We start from the raw sequence: 14,539 nt of genomic DNA, 5'->3' as shown, positions 1-14,539 counted from the left end.
ATCGGGTCGCAGCTCCATCAGCGGGAAGCGCACCCGGCCCCCGATGCGCACTGCATCGCAGCCCGCTCGGCCGCCCCGGGGCAGGAAGCGGCTCGCCGCGATCAGCTTGCGCCGACGCGCGTCGTGCAGCACGAGTTCCGCATCGATCCCCATCAGGAGCGGACCTGGCCGGGCGCGTGCGGACTGCTGTTCGGCGGCCACCTTGGCCCATGAGGCGGCGTAGCTCTCCAGCACCCATGCCGGGAGCGGCGCCGGAACAGGCTCCACCCGCACGATGGCGTCGCCAGGGTGCGGCTCCTCTAGCACACCGGCGGGCGTATCCGGCTGTTCGGCCGCGGGGCAGCAGCGGAGCATAACCGCCCCCGTATCAAGGCCGAGCGCATAGACCGCCCGCACAGCGAGCCGGGCCAGCCGTAAGTAGGGCGCCTGCGCCCAGTCGTTCAGCGGCCGGTAGAAATAGCTGCCGGAAGGTGCCTGAGAGCAATGTGCCGCGGCGACCGCTTCAAGCTGGCTGACCCAGAAGCAGAGCGTGCGAACGAAGCCGGAACAGGACGGATCACTTCGCGGCTCCGCGTCCCAAGCGGCCCGATCCATTACAGGCAGTCCCCACAGCCGCAGCCGCTCGCGCATCGCGGGCCCGCTCCACGGCCCGGCATGGCGGTTCAATATCATTCGTCCGTCCCCAGCGGAGCCAATACCCGCCGCCGCATCCGGCAGGCGGATCATCTCAGGCGCCTGTAGCCAGAGGATATCGACGCCAGACGGCACTTCTGTCGCCTCCGAATATCGGGCATAACGCCGCCATTGACGGTATCCGGCAGCATGATCGGTGTACAAGCGAACACCGCCGCCCAATTCCAGACGTTGCATCACCTCGTGCCCCCTTTATCGCGATGCTCCCGATTGCCTGTTTGCGGCAATCCGAATTTTTTCAAAAAAAAGGAGGGCTCCCGCCCTCTTCGATGATGCTGCTGCTGCATATGCATAAGATATGAAGTTCAACGGATGAGGGCATCAGGAATGTATTCGGGATATCTCCGCAGGCGGTGAGGGTCTGCGGACCTAATCACAACTCCTCATCCGTTAAATCCGGATCCAGATCATCGAACTCATCGTCCTGGATGCCGAAATCAAAGTCCTTGTCTTCGAAATCGTTGCAACCGTTCGTGCAGACGCGCACACATACCTTCGTCTCCGCTACCATCTCTACCGCGAATTCACGTTCCACGCGAATCGTAACCCCTGTACCGGAAGAGGAAATACTGGCCTCGACGCAGTTCGGCTCCTGGATCGCCTCAGCCGATACCTCTTCCGTCGTTCGGCGATGCCTCGGATCGACATAAGACAATCCGACGAGCTCGACGTAGGATATCGTCTCCTTGGCCACATCCGTCTGGGAATTACTGTCGTACGAATACCAAATGTTGATGTCATAAGTACCGACGACCTCAATTCCATCTCCGGCTCTCACCGATTCATATTGATGGTTAATAATCCAGGCTCCCAATATACTGGTCGGATGATGAGGCGGAGTGACGGTATGTGTAACGACGGAGAACTTGCGACCTTTGCCGCAAACTGCTTTCGTGATTACCTCACGGCAGTGGTGTTTATCTGAATTTGCCATCGTGTGGACCTCCTCCATACAATCATTCAATAAAGTGTATGCAGGACGTGGGCGAATGTTGAATAGACAGATTTAAATATAGAGAAAAAGATATATTGCTTCGGAATCCGGCCTCTATTCCGGAGCGGCGCGGGCGCTGCACCTTCGGTCCTGCTCATGGTTCTTTCACTATTCCATCCTTTTGCGAACATAGCGAACAAGTATGAGAGAGTCCATTCTGCACCGTCATCCATAGTATATCTTTATGATGGAAAAGGCTGTCCACATGCTACCGGCAGGCCAATTCAGACGGCCAGTGGTTTTTTTGCTTGTCCTTTTTCGCGATCTTCAAGAAGCTATACAGTTCGCGATTCAACTGCAGCACCGCGGAACGGACTTCAAATTCCTGCCGCGTCGTCGGCAGATCCATCGCCCGGAACAGCTCCTCCAGCTCCAGCAGCAGTTGTTCCGTCTTGCCCGTATAATGCGGCTCCTTCACGTCCCGGCTGAGCTGATCGAACAGCTTGGCTACCAGCAGGCATTGCGGAAGCTCCGAATAAACTTGCGAGATAAGCTGCATCATATTTTGCACATGGTCGAGCTGCGTCTTTCGCATATAGAAGTAGACAAGCCACCGTTCGTCCGCCCGCACATCGTCTGAACGAAGCAGCATATTTTCGAGCGCCCGGGAGGCCAGCCGGATACCGTCATCCGCCAAGGCATTCGCCTCAATAATCTCCTGCCCGTCCCATGCGTAGGAGGGGTCGCGGAGACAGCAGCCGATCTGCTGAAAAATGCGGGAGAAGCACTCATCGACATTGCTCCGAGTCCGAACAAGCTTGTCTTCCTCGCTCGGCATGTACATCAGATTGACCAAGGATGCACAACCAAGCCCAACAAGCAGCAGCACGACCTCATTGAGCACCCCCGACAGCGTCAAAGTGCCCACGCCATAAATATGGAAGGTGACGACCGAGCTCGTGACAATGCCTTCCTTGAAATTAAGCCGTACGATGACCGGAAAAGCCAACAATATGTATAAAGCCAGTACCCACAGATGAAAGCCAAGCAGTCCGAACAACAGCGATGCCATAAGCAGTCCGACGAGCGAGGCGAAAAAGCGGGCCGAAACCGTCTGGATACTCCGCTTGCGCGTCACATCGACTCCCAAAATAGCCAGCAGGCCCGCGCCGAGCGGGTTGTGGCTTCCTATCAGTTCAGCTGCAATGATCGCGCAGATCGAAGCGATCGCCGTCTTGATGACACGAATGCCGACGAATCGGAAAATCATAGAAATGCTCCTTGCTAAAAAGGGATTAGGTAGACCTTCATTATAACCCACAATTCCCTTGCATACCAAACATTTCGCGGCATTCGGATCCCCCCGCCGGAGTGGGCGGCAGCGTTGTTCTGCGCTCCTCCTGCCGCCCTTCGGCTTACGCTCGGTTCAACCATGCCCGTTCCAAATAGGCGACTCCCTGGTACATCAATGTCGCCACCACGGCGATAATGACCAAGGACGCCATCACCAGCTTGAAATTGAACACCTGAAAGCCATAAATCATCAAATAACCGAGCCCGATCTTGGATACAAGAAATTCTCCTACGATAACGCCGACCCAGGCCAATCCAATATTCACCTTCAGCGTCGATACGATCGCCGGGAAGGATGCCGGCAGGACGACTTTACGGAAAATGACGCTTTTCCCTCCGCCGAATACCCGCACGACCTTAATGTAATTCGGGTCGACCTCCCGGAAGCTATTAGCGACGACGCTCGTCGTGATGATGACGGTGATCGATAACGTCGTGGCGACGATCGCCGCGAAGCCGGCTCCGAAACCAACGATAAAGAGCGGCCCGAGCGCCACCTTCGGCATGCTGTTGATAACGACCAAGTACGGATCCAGCACCCGCGCCAGGAAGTCCGACCACCAGATCGCAACCGCCAGCAGCGTGCCGAATAACGTCCCCAGCACAAATCCAGCCACCGTCTCCCCGACCGTTGTCCCGAGATGCGGCCAGATCGACCCGTCGGCGAAGTCCTGCACAATCTGCTGCCCGATTTGGCTTGGAGCGCTGAACAGCAGCACATCAATCCATTTCAGGCGGCCGCCCAGCTCCCACAGACCGACACAAATGATGAGAATAGCCGCTTGCGTAAGCGATACGATCCGTGCCCTCTTCTGCCGGACGGCCCGATAGCGCGAATACGTCCGTTCCAGCAACTGGCGGGATTCCTCCGCCGCCCTACTCGTATCAGGTCCGCTCTGCATATTCGCCCTCCTTTCCGTCCGATGCCTCCAGCTCTTTCCACAGTTCATGGAACATCTCGTTGAAGCCGGGTTGCTCTCTTGCATAGAAGGGCTGCGCCTCCCGAATCGCATCCGGGATAACAAAGGCTTTGCGCGCGATGCCCGGCTCGCGACCCAGCACGATCACCCGGTCGCTGACTGCGATGGCCTCCGATAGATCATGCGTCACCAACACGACTGTCTTCCGCCGGGCCTTCAATGTATCGACGACCAGATCCTCCAGTTGCAGCTTCGTCTGATAATCGAGCGCGGAGAACGGTTCATCCAGCAAAAGCAGATCGGGCGAGGTCGCCAGCGTCCGCACGAGCGCGACCCGCTGCCGCATGCCGCCGGACAACTGATGCGGATACGATGCTTCCGTGCCGCCCAATCCCATTTTGTTCAGCAAATCCCGCACCCGTTCCTCGGACTGTCGGTTCCACTGCTTCGTCAGTTCAAGGCCGAGGCTCGCATTTTCCATAATCGTGCGCCACGGATACAAATAGTCGCTCTGCAGCATATAGCCGACCCGCGATGAAGGTCCTGTGACCGCATCGCCATAGACCCGGACACTGCCGTGCGTCGGTTCCAGCAGCCCGGCAATGATGGAGAGGATCGTCGTCTTGCCGCAGCCGCTCGGCCCGACCAGACTGACGAATTCCCCCGGCATCATCGTGACGGACAGCCGATCGATCGCAAACTTCGCTTCGCGATCCGTCACATAGACATGGGTAACTTGAGACATTTCTACCGCTGGGATCACGCGTCCGCCTCCTTCTATTCTGTCCGCCACCTACTTCACCCGCCGCTTAGCTTCCTCCGCAAATTCATTATTGACGATCCGGTTGTGCTCGATCCTCACCTTCAATTCGCTGGCTGAATCCAGCACATCCAGCAGATTGCTCCACTTCTTGCCGTCCAGCACCGGATCGGTCGCGAAGGAGCCCTGTTCCTTATACCGCTTAACCGAGTTGACGACGATGTCCCAGTCCGTATTCGGGAAGAAAGGCATAATGACATTGGCGGTCGCTTCCGGCGATTCTGAACCCACCCACTTCAGCGCCTTATAGACCGCATTGGTGAACTTCTGAACCGTTTCCTTGTTCTTCGTCAAATAACTTTGCTTCGTCATGAAGGTCGTATACGGCAGCAGTCCGCTCTCCACGCCGAACGAGGCGACGACCACCCCTTTGCCTTCCTTCTCGAAAATGGACGCCTGCGGCTCAAACAACTGCACGTACTCGCCCGTGCCCGCAGCGAATGCGGAGGCGACGTTGGCAAAATCAATATTTTGAATCATCTCCAGATCGCCGTACGGTTCGATGCCATGCTTTTTCAGCGTATACTCGCCGGCCATTTGCGGCATCCCGCCTTTACGTTGTCCGAGGAACACCTTGCCCTTCAGTACATTCCAATCAAATGTGCCTTCCGAATGGCGAGCCACCAGGAACGTGCCATCGGTCTGTGTCAGCTGCGCGAAGTTGATCACTGGGTCTTCCGATCCTTGCTGCGCGACATAGACCGACGTCTCCGAGCCGACAAGCGCGACATCGATCGCCCCGGAGAGCAGCGCCGTCATCGTCTTGTCCCCCCCGAACGTCGTCTGCAACTCCACCTCCAGTCCCTCTTCCTCGAAAAATCCTTTGCCCAGCGCGACATATTCGGGCGCATAAAAGATCGACCGGGTCACTTCCCCGACCTTCACCTTCACTTTGTCGCTCTTGCCTCCGCAAGCCCCCAGCACTGCCGAGAACAGCAGCAGCACAGCTAGCAAGGTGAAGCCAAGGCGTCTGTGCTTCATCGAATGAGCCCTCCTCTGCGGGTAAAATAAAAACCATTGCTCCGCTCCTGCTCCCGCTGTCTTTCCAGCCATGCCGGTCCGCCAGAGATTATGTTCACGGATATTGCATCATATGCAGGCAGCGAATAAATGGTTAATCGCACAAGACGAAGAAGCCGCATCATTCCTTTGTGGGATGACGCAGCTTCTCCGCGAACTCGTGCTCATGTCAGAACTCACCTCATTTTTTCTTGCTTCTATTGGCGCTCCCGCTATCCGTTTCCGCTTACCACTTGATGATACGTGGTGTTCGGGATATAATCAACTTTCACAAGCGGCACCCCCGCTGCAGCTCTAAGAAGGAGTCGATACGATGTCAGTCAGCATCGAAGTGTCAGGCCATTTTTTATGAAGAGCGCATGAAGCTCGATGCCAGGGCCATTGCCGGCTCCATCATGCTCAGCAGTCCACCGCATATCTATTCGACGCATGTCATCTGCTTGGATCGCCGCACGGCTTCCAAGGCATCTTCAGAGGAGGAATAACGATGAAGAACAACATGGAATCCATTTTGGAATTCAATAAGCAATTCGTGGACAAGCGCGAATACGAGCCGTTTTTGACGAACAAGTACCCGGACAAAAAGATGGCCATTATCACCTGCATGGATACCCGGCTTGTCGAGCTGCTTCCCCGGGCAATGAATCTGCGCAACGGCGATGCCAAAATCATCAAAAACGCAGGCGCCATTATTTCGCAGCCGTTCGGCAGCGTCGTGCGCAGCGTGCTCGTCGCTATCTATGAGCTGGGAGCGAATGAAGTCGTCGTCGTCGGCCATTATGGATGCGGCATGACTGGGCTGAATTCCGAGGGGATTATCGAGAAGGCGAAGGCAAGAGGAGTTAAGGATGTGGTCCTGGATACGCTCACCAATTCGGGCATCAAGCTGCACCACTGGCTTCGCGGATTCAACGACGTCCACGAGGGCGTGCTGAACAGTGTTCGCATTTTGCGCAAGCATCCGCTGCTGCCGAACGATATCCCGGTGCATGGCATGGTCATTCATCCAGATACCGGCGCGCTGGAATGGATAGCGGATGGATATTGCGACCTGGAGGCTCTCCAATCCAATCCGGAACTGGCGGACAAGGAGACGCATACCCCTTCATCCACCCGTTGAACTTACGGCGCAAGCTCCTGGCTCAGAACATTCTGTTCAGCGCCAGGAGCTTGCGCGGTTATTGGCATATATCGCGGTAGGAGCGCTCCAGTTCGGAAATATCCATCTGCTCGCCAATGATAACGATGATATCCTCCACCTCGCCCTGCGGGAGCCTGCAGCAGATTCATCAGCTTCCGCTTCGGCTTGTCCCCTTCTTCCAGTATCGCGGCCAGATGAGTTGCATTAGCCAAGGTCACGATATGATTCAACAAGACATCGGAAACGACGGGAATTTTTGACGCGTTGTCTGATATTGCGTTCGCCATTACGTATTTTTCCCCATTTCTACTTGACTGAACACGCAGCGCGGGTTACTCATAAATTACGCTTGCAAATATAAAACCAATTACATATAGCGGATTACTGATAAATTAAGCTTGCAAATATAGAACCAGTTACATATAATGGAACAATAATAAGGCCTGTCCGTTCCCCCTTAAGGCGGGACGTAGACCCATTTCTGAATTGGAGGTTATCCCACATGCTTAATACATTATCTTATGGACTACTTGGACTACTTGCAAGCGAATCTTGCTCCGGCTACGATCTGATGCTTCGCATTCAGCCGTTCTGGCAGGCGAAGCATAGCCAGATCTATCCGCTGCTGAACAAGCTGGAGCGGGAAGGTTACGTGCAATATGTGCGCATTGAACAGAAGGACAAGCCGGCGAAGAAGGTCTATTCGCTGATGGAACAGGGAAAGCAGGCGGTATTGGACTGGTTGGGCGAACCGCCGGCGGAGCAGATGACCCGCGACGAGCTCAGCCTGAAGGCCAAATGCATCTGGATGATCGACCGCGATCTCACCATTCCGTTGTTCCTGACACGCAAGCATCAGTTGGAGACGAAAATCGCTTTCTATGAAAAGCTGCTGCAGTGCATTCCCGAGGAAGAGCGCCATGTCCGCTCCAAAAAGTTCGGCTGCTACATTCTGCTTCATCGCGCAATCTCGCTCGCGAAGGCACAGATCGAGTGGTGCTGCTGGGTCGTCCAGATGCTGGAGGAAGAGGACTCGGCCTCCTGAGCCGATGCGGACTGTATGCACCCGGTGGAGCGGGATTCTACGGACGCCCCTCCTTCCGGTTCCGTCCCTTTAGGCGCTGGGCTGCCCTGCGCGCCGCAATGACCGGTTCGCGGTCCCTCTGCTTATGGCGATGGAGAATGCTCTCGTCTTGCTCGCTTCCCGTGCGGCACCACTGCCAGCCTAGAGCATAACACCGGGCTTCGCATTGAGCCGCCAGTTCCGGATCGGCAATGGGGAAGTTCCACTCGGCATACGTTTGCTCCGGCCCTCCCCCTTGACGATACGCCTCAACCCGCTCCGATAATTGCGCGATAAGCTCCTTGCCGTCGATCCCCAACCGCGCCCATGCAACCGTTGGAGCATGCGCCAGCGCACCGCGCAGCATTTTGCCAGCCCCAGCCAGATTGCCTCTACGCTCATGGTACAAGCCAACCGCGATCTGCACGAGTGTCAGCCACCAGACCTTGCATTCCGCCGACGACTCCGCCTTCCACTGCGCCTCCATTATCTCGTGGCATTCGAACCAATCCCTCGTGCCGTGGAATTCCAGCATAAAGTTGATGTACGCTGTCGGGTAATCCATTCGGCTCCCCCTCTCATCTCACTGAATAGGGAATAGGGAATATTCCCGTGAATGAAACATCGTAAAACATCCGCCGCAACAGAGCCTGTATTTATGATGTGCATCACAGACAAATTCATTGTAACAAGATCGATATTTTTTTGAAACCACTTTCGGTTCGGCCCGTATTAGTAACGGGATATATCTACTCTACTTGAGGAGGCATTTCATGCGTAAATGGATAATCGTTATGATGGTGTTCCTGCTCGCGTTTGCGGTGACAACGCCAGCGCTGGTGGATGCCAAGCGAGGGGGATCATTCCGTTCAGGCGTGAAGAAGTATCAACCCGCTCCGAAGAAAGCGGAGACGAACAACCAGGTAAATCGTGCGGACTCAACCAGCAATACCAAGGCAACTGGCACGAGCGCAACGGGGAACCGCGGATTTTTTAGCGGTGGCAGCTTCATGAAGGGCCTTATGATCGGCGGGCTGGCCGGCATACTGTTCGGCGGATTGTTCGGCAACATGGGCTTCTTCGGAGAAATATTGGGATTGATGGTGAATCTCATGGCGCTCTTCGCCCTGTTCATGCTCGTCGTCATGGTCTTCCGCAAATTCAAGGATCGCCGCAAGCCACCGCGGCCGGAAAGCGAGCGGTGGAACTAAATGCAGCTTCGCATTAGCATGGATGAGATCGTGAACGCCGTGTGCTTGCACCTGGCGATGCGCAGACAGGTTCAACCGACGGATATTGAAGTCGAGCTCTGTTGGGACGAGGAACACGGATTCACCGCCGAGGTGTGGGTGAACGGACGTCATCAATATTGGGTCGAGACGAACCTGCTGGAAGCGATTGAGCAATACGTCCACAAGGAATACGGGCAGCGTGCCTTCCGGCACCAGATTCGCCTGGAAGTAGATGATGAGATCTGGGCTCAAGTCGACGCCAGCATTTCATAGCTGAGGACAGGAGGCGTGTTAAGCTGCGCCTTCCCTGCCTACGGCGTCACATTCATAAATGTGTTGGTACTTCGTACATTCATACATATAGAACGGCAGACAGAAATGGGAATACGATTTTTGCGTTTCGCCATTTTTTCATCATTTTTTGCCTCCATTTCATGCCTTGCATAACATTTTTTTCGATTTGTAACAACATTGTCTTATGATTTTAATGTTCATTTAATGTTCCTTTCGTAGAATGACTATGATGGAAATCATCAGAAGTTGAAGGAGGTCCGTTGCGATGAAAACTGTCTTTATCGATTTTCAGGAGCGTAAAATTCCCGTTTTTTGCACAAATATATCGCACAAAAATACATTCACGTTGTTAATGGAAGCTTTGAACACGAAGGTGCATACAGGCAAGAAAGCCATTAAGACCTGTCTGGAATCCTTGATCAGTATCGAGATTGTCGGGTCAGAGGCGATCCTGCATTCCAAGCGGGAGATGGACTCGCTCGCCCTGTCACTGTATTGAACCGGACTGGATGTGTCCTTCGCCTGAACCTGAACTGCGGCGCCTGTCCTCACATCGGACAGGCGCCGTTTTATGTCGGAACGTCCTTACTCTACTCGGGGTGCGTGCTAGAGAACGCTCGCCTCCACTTTTTCCTATGAAAAAGCATGAATAGATTGTCATCATCTGACAACATTCGCTATAATGGGAAGAAGATCGGAGGGATGACCGGTAATGAATGACGTACGGATATTAATCGTTGATGACGAATGGGAAATCACCGAGCTTATCTCGTTATATTTGAGGCGTGAAGGGTATCAGGTCTTCGTGGCGGATAACGGGTACTCTGCCTTGCACATGGTCAAGGAGACCCATCCGGATCTTATCATTCTCGATATTTTGCTGAAGTCGCTGGATGGCTACGAAGTGTGCAAGGAAATACGCAAAACATCCACCGTCCCGATATTGTTTATCAGTTGCAAAAACGAGGACATGGATATTATTATGGGTCTGACTGTAGGCGGCGATGATTATATCACGAAGCCGTTCAGCCCCGGCCAACTGGTGGCCAGAGTCAAGGCTCACTTGCGCAGAACGCTGCAATCCTACGCTATCCTGCCTTCACCATCTGCCCACCAATTGAATTATGGCGAACTGGAGGTTAATCTGCTCAGCCACGACGTGAAGGTCGGCGGTAGAACGGTCACTCTGTCTGCGAAGGAATTCGATCTATTGACCTATCTCGCCAAATCGCCGAACAAAGTATTCAAGCTCGAACAACTGTATCAGCATATCTGGAATTCAGAGAGCTTCGGCGACACGCGCACGTTGATGGTGCACATTAGCAATCTGCGGAAAAAAATCGAGCGCGATCCTACCAATCCCCGTTATATCGTCACCGTTCGAGGCGTAGGCTACAAGTTTCAACATGAATAAAACACTCACAAGTGCCCGTACGCAGCCGATGATGCCATATGGGCATATTTGGATGCAATTTCCTGGCGTCCGTTGTTCGGTTATAGTACAATAACGCTTAGTGACTGCAGTCAGAAAGGAGGTCGTGCTCAAATATGTATACTGCGATAGATTGGCATGATTACGAGGTCATCGATACCGGAAACGGTGAGAAATTGGAACGCTGGGGCGATGTTATCCTGCGCCGTCCGGACCCGCAAATTATTTGGCCTATCGAACGGGAGTCGAAGCATTGGCATCAGGTTCACGGCCACTACCACCGCAGTTCATCGGGAGGCGGCAGTTGGGAGATGAAGAAGCCGATTCCGGAACGCTGGTCGATACAGTACCGCGACTTGAAGTTCCATATCCGCCCGACCAGCTTCAAGCATACCGGGCTGTTTCCGGAGCAAGCGGTGAACTGGGCCTGGATGATGGAGAAAATAGTACAGGCGGACCGCCCGATCAAAGTGCTCAATCTGTTCGCCTATACGGGCGGCGCGACCGTCGCATGCGCTTATGCGGGTGCGGAAGTATGTCATGTGGACGCTGCCAAAGGAATGGTGCAGTGGGCCAAAGAAAATGTGCAGTTGTCCGGCCTTGCCTCTCGCCCGGTTCGATACATTACAGATGATGTGCTCAAATTCGTGCAGCGGGAGGAGCGCCGCGGCAACAAGTATGACGCCATTATTATGGACCCTCCATCGTATGGGAGAGGGCCTGGCGGTGAAACGTGGAAGCTGGAGCAGAGTTTGTATCCGTTCCTGGCCTCCTGCATGAAAATTATATCGTACAACCCGTTGTTCCTGCTTATCAACTCGTATACGACCGGCTTCTCCCCGTCCGTACTGAACAACATGCTCAGCATGACCATGAAGAAGCGGTTCGGAGGAAAGATAACGAGCGGCGAGATCGGACTGCCGATCACGCAATCCGGACTGGTGCTTCCATGCGGCATCCTCGGACGCTGGGAGGCGTGAATCCGGTGATGAACATAGACGTCCTGTACGAAGACAATCATGTCATCGTCGTGGTGAAGCCGCCGAATCTGCTGTCTCAGGCCGATGATACCGGGGATATGGACATGCTCACAGCGATCAAGCAGGATTTAAAGATAAGCCACAACAAGCCGGGCAATGTATACCTCGGACTCATTCACCGGCTGGATCGCCCCGTCGGCGGCGCGATGGTGTTCGCGAAGACATCGAAGGCGGCCGCCCGGCTGTCGGATACGGTCCGCAAGCGAGAGCTGGGCAAGGAATATATCGCCGTCGTGCATGGCGTCCCCGCCTCCCGGCACGGTACCTTGAAGCATACGCTGCTCAAGGATGCCCGGATCAATACCGTCCGTATCGTGCCGCCCGGCACAACGGGAGGCAAGGAAGCGGTGCTCGACTATAAGGTGCTCGGAAGCGCCGAAGGCATGTCGCTTGTCCGGATTGCGCTGCACACTGGGAGACCGCATCAGATCCGAGTCCAGATGAAGCAGCTGGGCTGCCCGCTGTACGGAGATCAAAAATACGGGGCCGAGCTGAATCGGCCGGGGCAGCAGCTCGCGCTATGGTCGCGACGGTTGGCCTTTCCCCATCCGGTAACGAAGACGGAGATGGAGTTCGATTCCACCCCGCCTTATGAATACCCTTGGACCCTGTGGAAGTACAGCATCCTTGATTGATGCTGCCCGCTTTTTAAGAGAAAGGAGCGGCATATTATGAACAAGTATCGATTCAATGACGGCAGGAGATTCATCTATGCAATGATGGTCTTCCTGCTGCTGACCGCCTGCGGTTCCCCCGCCCCCGATCCTCATGAACATCAGGGGGAGACGGCCGCGCTGGAGGCCGGAGAGCCTCCCGTTGAAGCCGAGCCGTATACGCTAAGCGGGAGGCTCCTGGCCGTAGGAGATATTATGATGCATTCGCCGCAGTTCCCGGCTTATCTGAATCCGAAGACAGAAAAGTATGATTTCCGAGGGTTCTTCACGAACGTGAAGCCGCTGCTGCAGGAAGCCGACTGGTGCTGGGCGAATCTAGAGACCCCCTTGCTTGGGGGCGAGAAGGTGTATACAGGCTACCCAATGTTCAATGCGCCGCCCGAGCTGGCCGACGCGCTGAAGGATGCTGGCTTCAACATTGTCACCGCCGCGAACAATCACACGCTGGACCGGTGGGAAAGCGGTGCGCTACGAACGAGAGAAGTGCTCGAGGAGCGCGACCTCGTCACGAAGGGCATCTCGGCTTCCCTATGGGAATCCAGACAGCCGACACTGATGGAAAAGAACGGGATAACGATGGGGATTCTTGCTTATACATACGGGACGAACGGAATCCCGCTTCCCCAGGATAAACCGTACCTCGTCTCCCTTATTGATGAAAAGCGCATGATCGAAGATATTCAGAAGACCCGCTCAGCGGGAGCCGACGTCGTGACCGTCGCCCTGCATTTCGGAACCGAGTACGATCCGAATCCGAACAAAGAACAGATTCAGCTGGCGCATAAGCTCGTCCAGGCCGGAGCCGATATCATTCTTGGCTCGCACCCGCATGTACTTCAGCCTTATGAACGCTTGACCGTCAAGGATAAGCACGGCCAGACGCGAGATGGACTTATTATTTATTCATTGGGCAATTTTATCTCGAATCAACAAGGAGACGGCAAAGATATCGGTCTCATCTTCGGTGTCACAATTGAGAAGCATATGCCGGAAGGAACGATCGAGCTGAAGGAAATTTCGGCTGAGCCGACATGGGTGTACATTAACGGGCCGCGTGAAAAACGGAATTACAGCGTCATTCCACTATCCTCCGTCTTGAAGGATATGGCGGATACACGGTTCACCAGGCAACAACGGCAGCAGATGTCCAACATGAAGCAGCGGGCAGCCAGCCATATCTCCTCCATGTCCGAACTGCCGGTGCTGCTGCAGGCACTGCCGGCCCACTAGCGCGAACGGTGCCCCCCTGCCGCACTGGAGATCAACGCTTCATTCCGGTCGCTGCCAATATCGGGGGCGGCCGGCTTATTCGCAAGCTTGCCCAGCAACAGAATGAGCAGCTGCTGATTATGGGTAGAGATGCGATGCAACGTGTCATTCCAATACGATTCCCGAATCTCGATACCGCGCCGCATCTCTTGTTCTCCGAACGGAGTAGCCTGAATCCACACGATTCGCCGGTCGGCCGAGTCGCGTTCACGCATAATGAGCGCATTCTTCTCCATTCGATCGAGCAATGTCGTAATCGCTGCCGGAGTCGTCGCCAGATGCGGAAGCAAATCGGAAGGCTTCACCTTGCCATACTCCGCCACCAGCTCTAGGACGGCAAGCTGGCTTTCTGTCAGACTGGGCGCCAGTGCTTCATCCATAACCCCCTTGTAATCCTTCGACAACTTCGACCATAGCTTGGCAAATTCGGTTGCATGCATATCCGCTGCTTCCCCCTTTTCTCCGTGCCGAATTCAGTTACTCCAATTTCCGATTCCCAAAAACAAGTAAATTATACCACATGATCCACGCGCGGTCATCCTTTCAGCTACGCTCGCGTCCATTCTTCCCCTCCGCCAACGCGGCTCCCGGCCGGATTGCGCACGCTGCGGCCCTGATGCGCATAAGTTAAAGCATGGGCGAATGACCCGTCTA

The 14,539-nt window shown here is 54.8% G+C and carries 18 protein-coding genes; 9 read left to right on the top strand and 9 right to left on the bottom strand.

What is annotated here, in order from left to right:
• The 6 genes from PPOP_RS17180 to PPOP_RS17155 form a co-directional block, all read right to left on the bottom strand.
• Positions 1-870 (bottom strand): putative amidoligase domain-containing protein (locus PPOP_RS17180; RefSeq protein WP_042229688.1); only part of this gene is annotated, 870 nt, incomplete at its 3' end.
• A gap of 196 nt (positions 871-1,066) precedes the next feature.
• On the bottom strand, positions 1,067-1,627 hold the full coding sequence (locus PPOP_RS17175) for an outer spore coat protein CotE (RefSeq protein ID WP_006287922.1): 561 nt from the start codon (positions 1,625-1,627) through the stop codon (positions 1,067-1,069).
• A gap of 268 nt (positions 1,628-1,895) precedes the next feature.
• Entirely contained in the window at positions 1,896-2,897 is a 1,002-nt protein-coding gene (locus tag PPOP_RS17170) for an aromatic acid exporter family protein (RefSeq protein WP_006287921.1), read from the bottom strand.
• Between the two features lie 145 nt (positions 2,898-3,042).
• Positions 3,043-3,882 (bottom strand): ABC transporter permease, encoded by an 840-nt coding sequence (locus PPOP_RS17165; RefSeq protein ID WP_006287920.1) that lies wholly within the window; start codon positions 3,880-3,882, stop codon positions 3,043-3,045.
• Positions 3,866-4,663: an ABC transporter ATP-binding protein gene (locus PPOP_RS17160; RefSeq protein WP_006287919.1), complete on the bottom strand. Its 798-nt coding sequence runs from the start codon at positions 4,661-4,663 to the stop codon at positions 3,866-3,868. Before PPOP_RS17160 ends, PPOP_RS17165 begins: the two co-directional genes overlap by 17 nt.
• A 30-nt stretch (positions 4,664-4,693) precedes the next feature.
• Entirely contained in the window at positions 4,694-5,701 is a 1,008-nt protein-coding gene (locus PPOP_RS17155) for an ABC transporter substrate-binding protein (protein ID WP_006287918.1), read from the bottom strand.
• Between the two features lie 526 nt (positions 5,702-6,227).
• Between PPOP_RS17155 and PPOP_RS17145 the strand changes: the two genes are divergently transcribed.
• On the top strand, positions 6,228-6,860 hold the full coding sequence (locus PPOP_RS17145) for a beta-class carbonic anhydrase (protein WP_006287917.1): 633 nt from the start codon (positions 6,228-6,230) through the stop codon (positions 6,858-6,860).
• A 2-nt stretch (positions 6,861-6,862) separates the two neighbouring features.
• On the opposite strand, the gene PPOP_RS17140 is transcribed toward PPOP_RS17145, so the two are convergent.
• On the bottom strand, positions 6,863-7,168 hold the full coding sequence (locus PPOP_RS17140) for a hypothetical protein (RefSeq protein ID WP_042229684.1): 306 nt from the start codon (positions 7,166-7,168) through the stop codon (positions 6,863-6,865).
• A 215-nt stretch (positions 7,169-7,383) separates the two neighbouring features.
• Between PPOP_RS17140 and PPOP_RS17135 the strand changes: the two genes are divergently transcribed.
• Complete coding sequence (locus PPOP_RS17135) at positions 7,384-7,926, top strand: PadR family transcriptional regulator (protein WP_006287916.1); 543 nt, start codon at positions 7,384-7,386, stop codon at positions 7,924-7,926.
• A 37-nt stretch (positions 7,927-7,963) separates the two neighbouring features.
• Here PPOP_RS17135 and PPOP_RS17130 read toward each other — a convergent pair whose 3' ends face one another.
• Entirely contained in the window at positions 7,964-8,509 is a 546-nt protein-coding gene (locus tag PPOP_RS17130; protein ID WP_006287915.1) for a DUF309 domain-containing protein, read from the bottom strand.
• 208 nt (positions 8,510-8,717) lie between these two features.
• Between PPOP_RS17130 and PPOP_RS17125 the strand changes: the two genes are divergently transcribed.
• The 7 genes from PPOP_RS17125 to PPOP_RS17095 all read left to right on the top strand — a co-directional run bounded on the left by PPOP_RS17125 (position 8,718) and on the right by PPOP_RS17095 (position 13,846).
• Complete coding sequence (locus PPOP_RS17125; protein WP_006287914.1) at positions 8,718-9,155, top strand: hypothetical protein; 438 nt, start codon at positions 8,718-8,720, stop codon at positions 9,153-9,155.
• Positions 9,156-9,449 carry a YxcD family protein gene (locus PPOP_RS17120; RefSeq protein ID WP_006287913.1) on the top strand — a complete coding sequence of 98 codons (294 nt, stop codon included), beginning with the start codon at positions 9,156-9,158 and terminating at the stop codon, positions 9,447-9,449. It begins immediately after the preceding gene.
• Positions 9,450-9,735: 286 nt separating this feature from the next.
• On the top strand, positions 9,736-9,969 hold the full coding sequence (locus tag PPOP_RS17115; RefSeq protein ID WP_006287912.1) for a hypothetical protein: 234 nt from the start codon (positions 9,736-9,738) through the stop codon (positions 9,967-9,969).
• 213 nt (positions 9,970-10,182) lie between these two features.
• Positions 10,183-10,884: a response regulator transcription factor gene (locus PPOP_RS17110; RefSeq protein ID WP_006287911.1), complete on the top strand. Its 702-nt coding sequence runs from the start codon at positions 10,183-10,185 to the stop codon at positions 10,882-10,884.
• Between the two features lie 134 nt (positions 10,885-11,018).
• Positions 11,019-11,882, top strand: a complete 864-nt coding sequence (locus PPOP_RS17105) for a class I SAM-dependent methyltransferase (RefSeq protein WP_006287910.1) — start codon at positions 11,019-11,021, stop codon at positions 11,880-11,882.
• An 8-nt stretch (positions 11,883-11,890) separates the two neighbouring features.
• Complete coding sequence (locus tag PPOP_RS17100; RefSeq protein ID WP_234399883.1) at positions 11,891-12,577, top strand: RluA family pseudouridine synthase; 687 nt, start codon at positions 11,891-11,893, stop codon at positions 12,575-12,577.
• Between the two features lie 36 nt (positions 12,578-12,613).
• On the top strand, positions 12,614-13,846 hold the full coding sequence (locus tag PPOP_RS17095) for a CapA family protein (RefSeq protein ID WP_006287908.1): 1,233 nt from the start codon (positions 12,614-12,616) through the stop codon (positions 13,844-13,846).
• On the opposite strand, the gene PPOP_RS17090 is transcribed toward PPOP_RS17095, so the two are convergent.
• Positions 13,843-14,325: a MarR family winged helix-turn-helix transcriptional regulator gene (locus PPOP_RS17090; RefSeq protein WP_006287907.1), complete on the bottom strand. Its 483-nt coding sequence runs from the start codon at positions 14,323-14,325 to the stop codon at positions 13,843-13,845. The genes PPOP_RS17095 and PPOP_RS17090 overlap by 4 nt on opposite strands.
• Between the last annotated feature and the right edge of the window lie 214 nt (positions 14,326-14,539).

The organism is Paenibacillus popilliae ATCC 14706 (genome assembly GCF_000315235.1).
In the GTDB taxonomy this organism is placed as follows: Bacteria; Bacillota; Bacilli; order Paenibacillales; family Paenibacillaceae; genus Paenibacillus_B; species Paenibacillus_B popilliae.
The sequence above is the reverse complement of the archived record's forward strand: the minus strand, read 5'-3'. Positions and strand labels throughout refer to the sequence as shown.

Bases quoted from the DNA above. Each gene is read 5' to 3' on its own strand.
- PPOP_RS17145 (WP_006287917.1), top strand. From the start codon at position 6,228: ATGAAGAACAACATGGAATCCATTTTGGAATTCAATAAGCAATTCGTG.
- PPOP_RS17115 (WP_006287912.1), top strand. From the start codon at position 9,736: ATGAAAACTGTCTTTATCGATTTTCAGGAGCGTAAAATTCCCGTTTTT.
- PPOP_RS17100 (WP_234399883.1), top strand. From the start codon at position 11,891: ATGAACATAGACGTCCTGTACGAAGACAATCATGTCATCGTCGTGGTG.
- PPOP_RS17090 (WP_006287907.1), bottom strand. From the start codon at position 14,325: ATGCATGCAACCGAATTTGCCAAGCTATGGTCGAAGTTGTCGAAGGAT.
- PPOP_RS17125 (WP_006287914.1), top strand. From the start codon at position 8,718: ATGCGTAAATGGATAATCGTTATGATGGTGTTCCTGCTCGCGTTTGCG.
- PPOP_RS17140 (WP_042229684.1), bottom strand. From the start codon at position 7,168: ATGGCGAACGCAATATCAGACAACGCGTCAAAAATTCCCGTCGTTTCC.
- PPOP_RS17165 (WP_006287920.1), bottom strand. From the start codon at position 3,882: ATGCAGAGCGGACCTGATACGAGTAGGGCGGCGGAGGAATCCCGCCAG.
- PPOP_RS17170 (WP_006287921.1), bottom strand. From the start codon at position 2,897: ATGATTTTCCGATTCGTCGGCATTCGTGTCATCAAGACGGCGATCGCT.
- PPOP_RS17175 (WP_006287922.1), bottom strand. From the start codon at position 1,627: ATGGCAAATTCAGATAAACACCACTGCCGTGAGGTAATCACGAAAGCA.
- PPOP_RS17130 (WP_006287915.1), bottom strand. From the start codon at position 8,509: ATGGATTACCCGACAGCGTACATCAACTTTATGCTGGAATTCCACGGC.
- PPOP_RS17120 (WP_006287913.1), top strand. From the start codon at position 9,156: ATGCAGCTTCGCATTAGCATGGATGAGATCGTGAACGCCGTGTGCTTG.
- PPOP_RS17105 (WP_006287910.1), top strand. From the start codon at position 11,019: ATGTATACTGCGATAGATTGGCATGATTACGAGGTCATCGATACCGGA.
- PPOP_RS17155 (WP_006287918.1), bottom strand. From the start codon at position 5,701: ATGAAGCACAGACGCCTTGGCTTCACCTTGCTAGCTGTGCTGCTGCTG.
- PPOP_RS17135 (WP_006287916.1), top strand. From the start codon at position 7,384: ATGCTTAATACATTATCTTATGGACTACTTGGACTACTTGCAAGCGAA.
- PPOP_RS17110 (WP_006287911.1), top strand. From the start codon at position 10,183: ATGAATGACGTACGGATATTAATCGTTGATGACGAATGGGAAATCACC.
- PPOP_RS17095 (WP_006287908.1), top strand. From the start codon at position 12,614: ATGAACAAGTATCGATTCAATGACGGCAGGAGATTCATCTATGCAATG.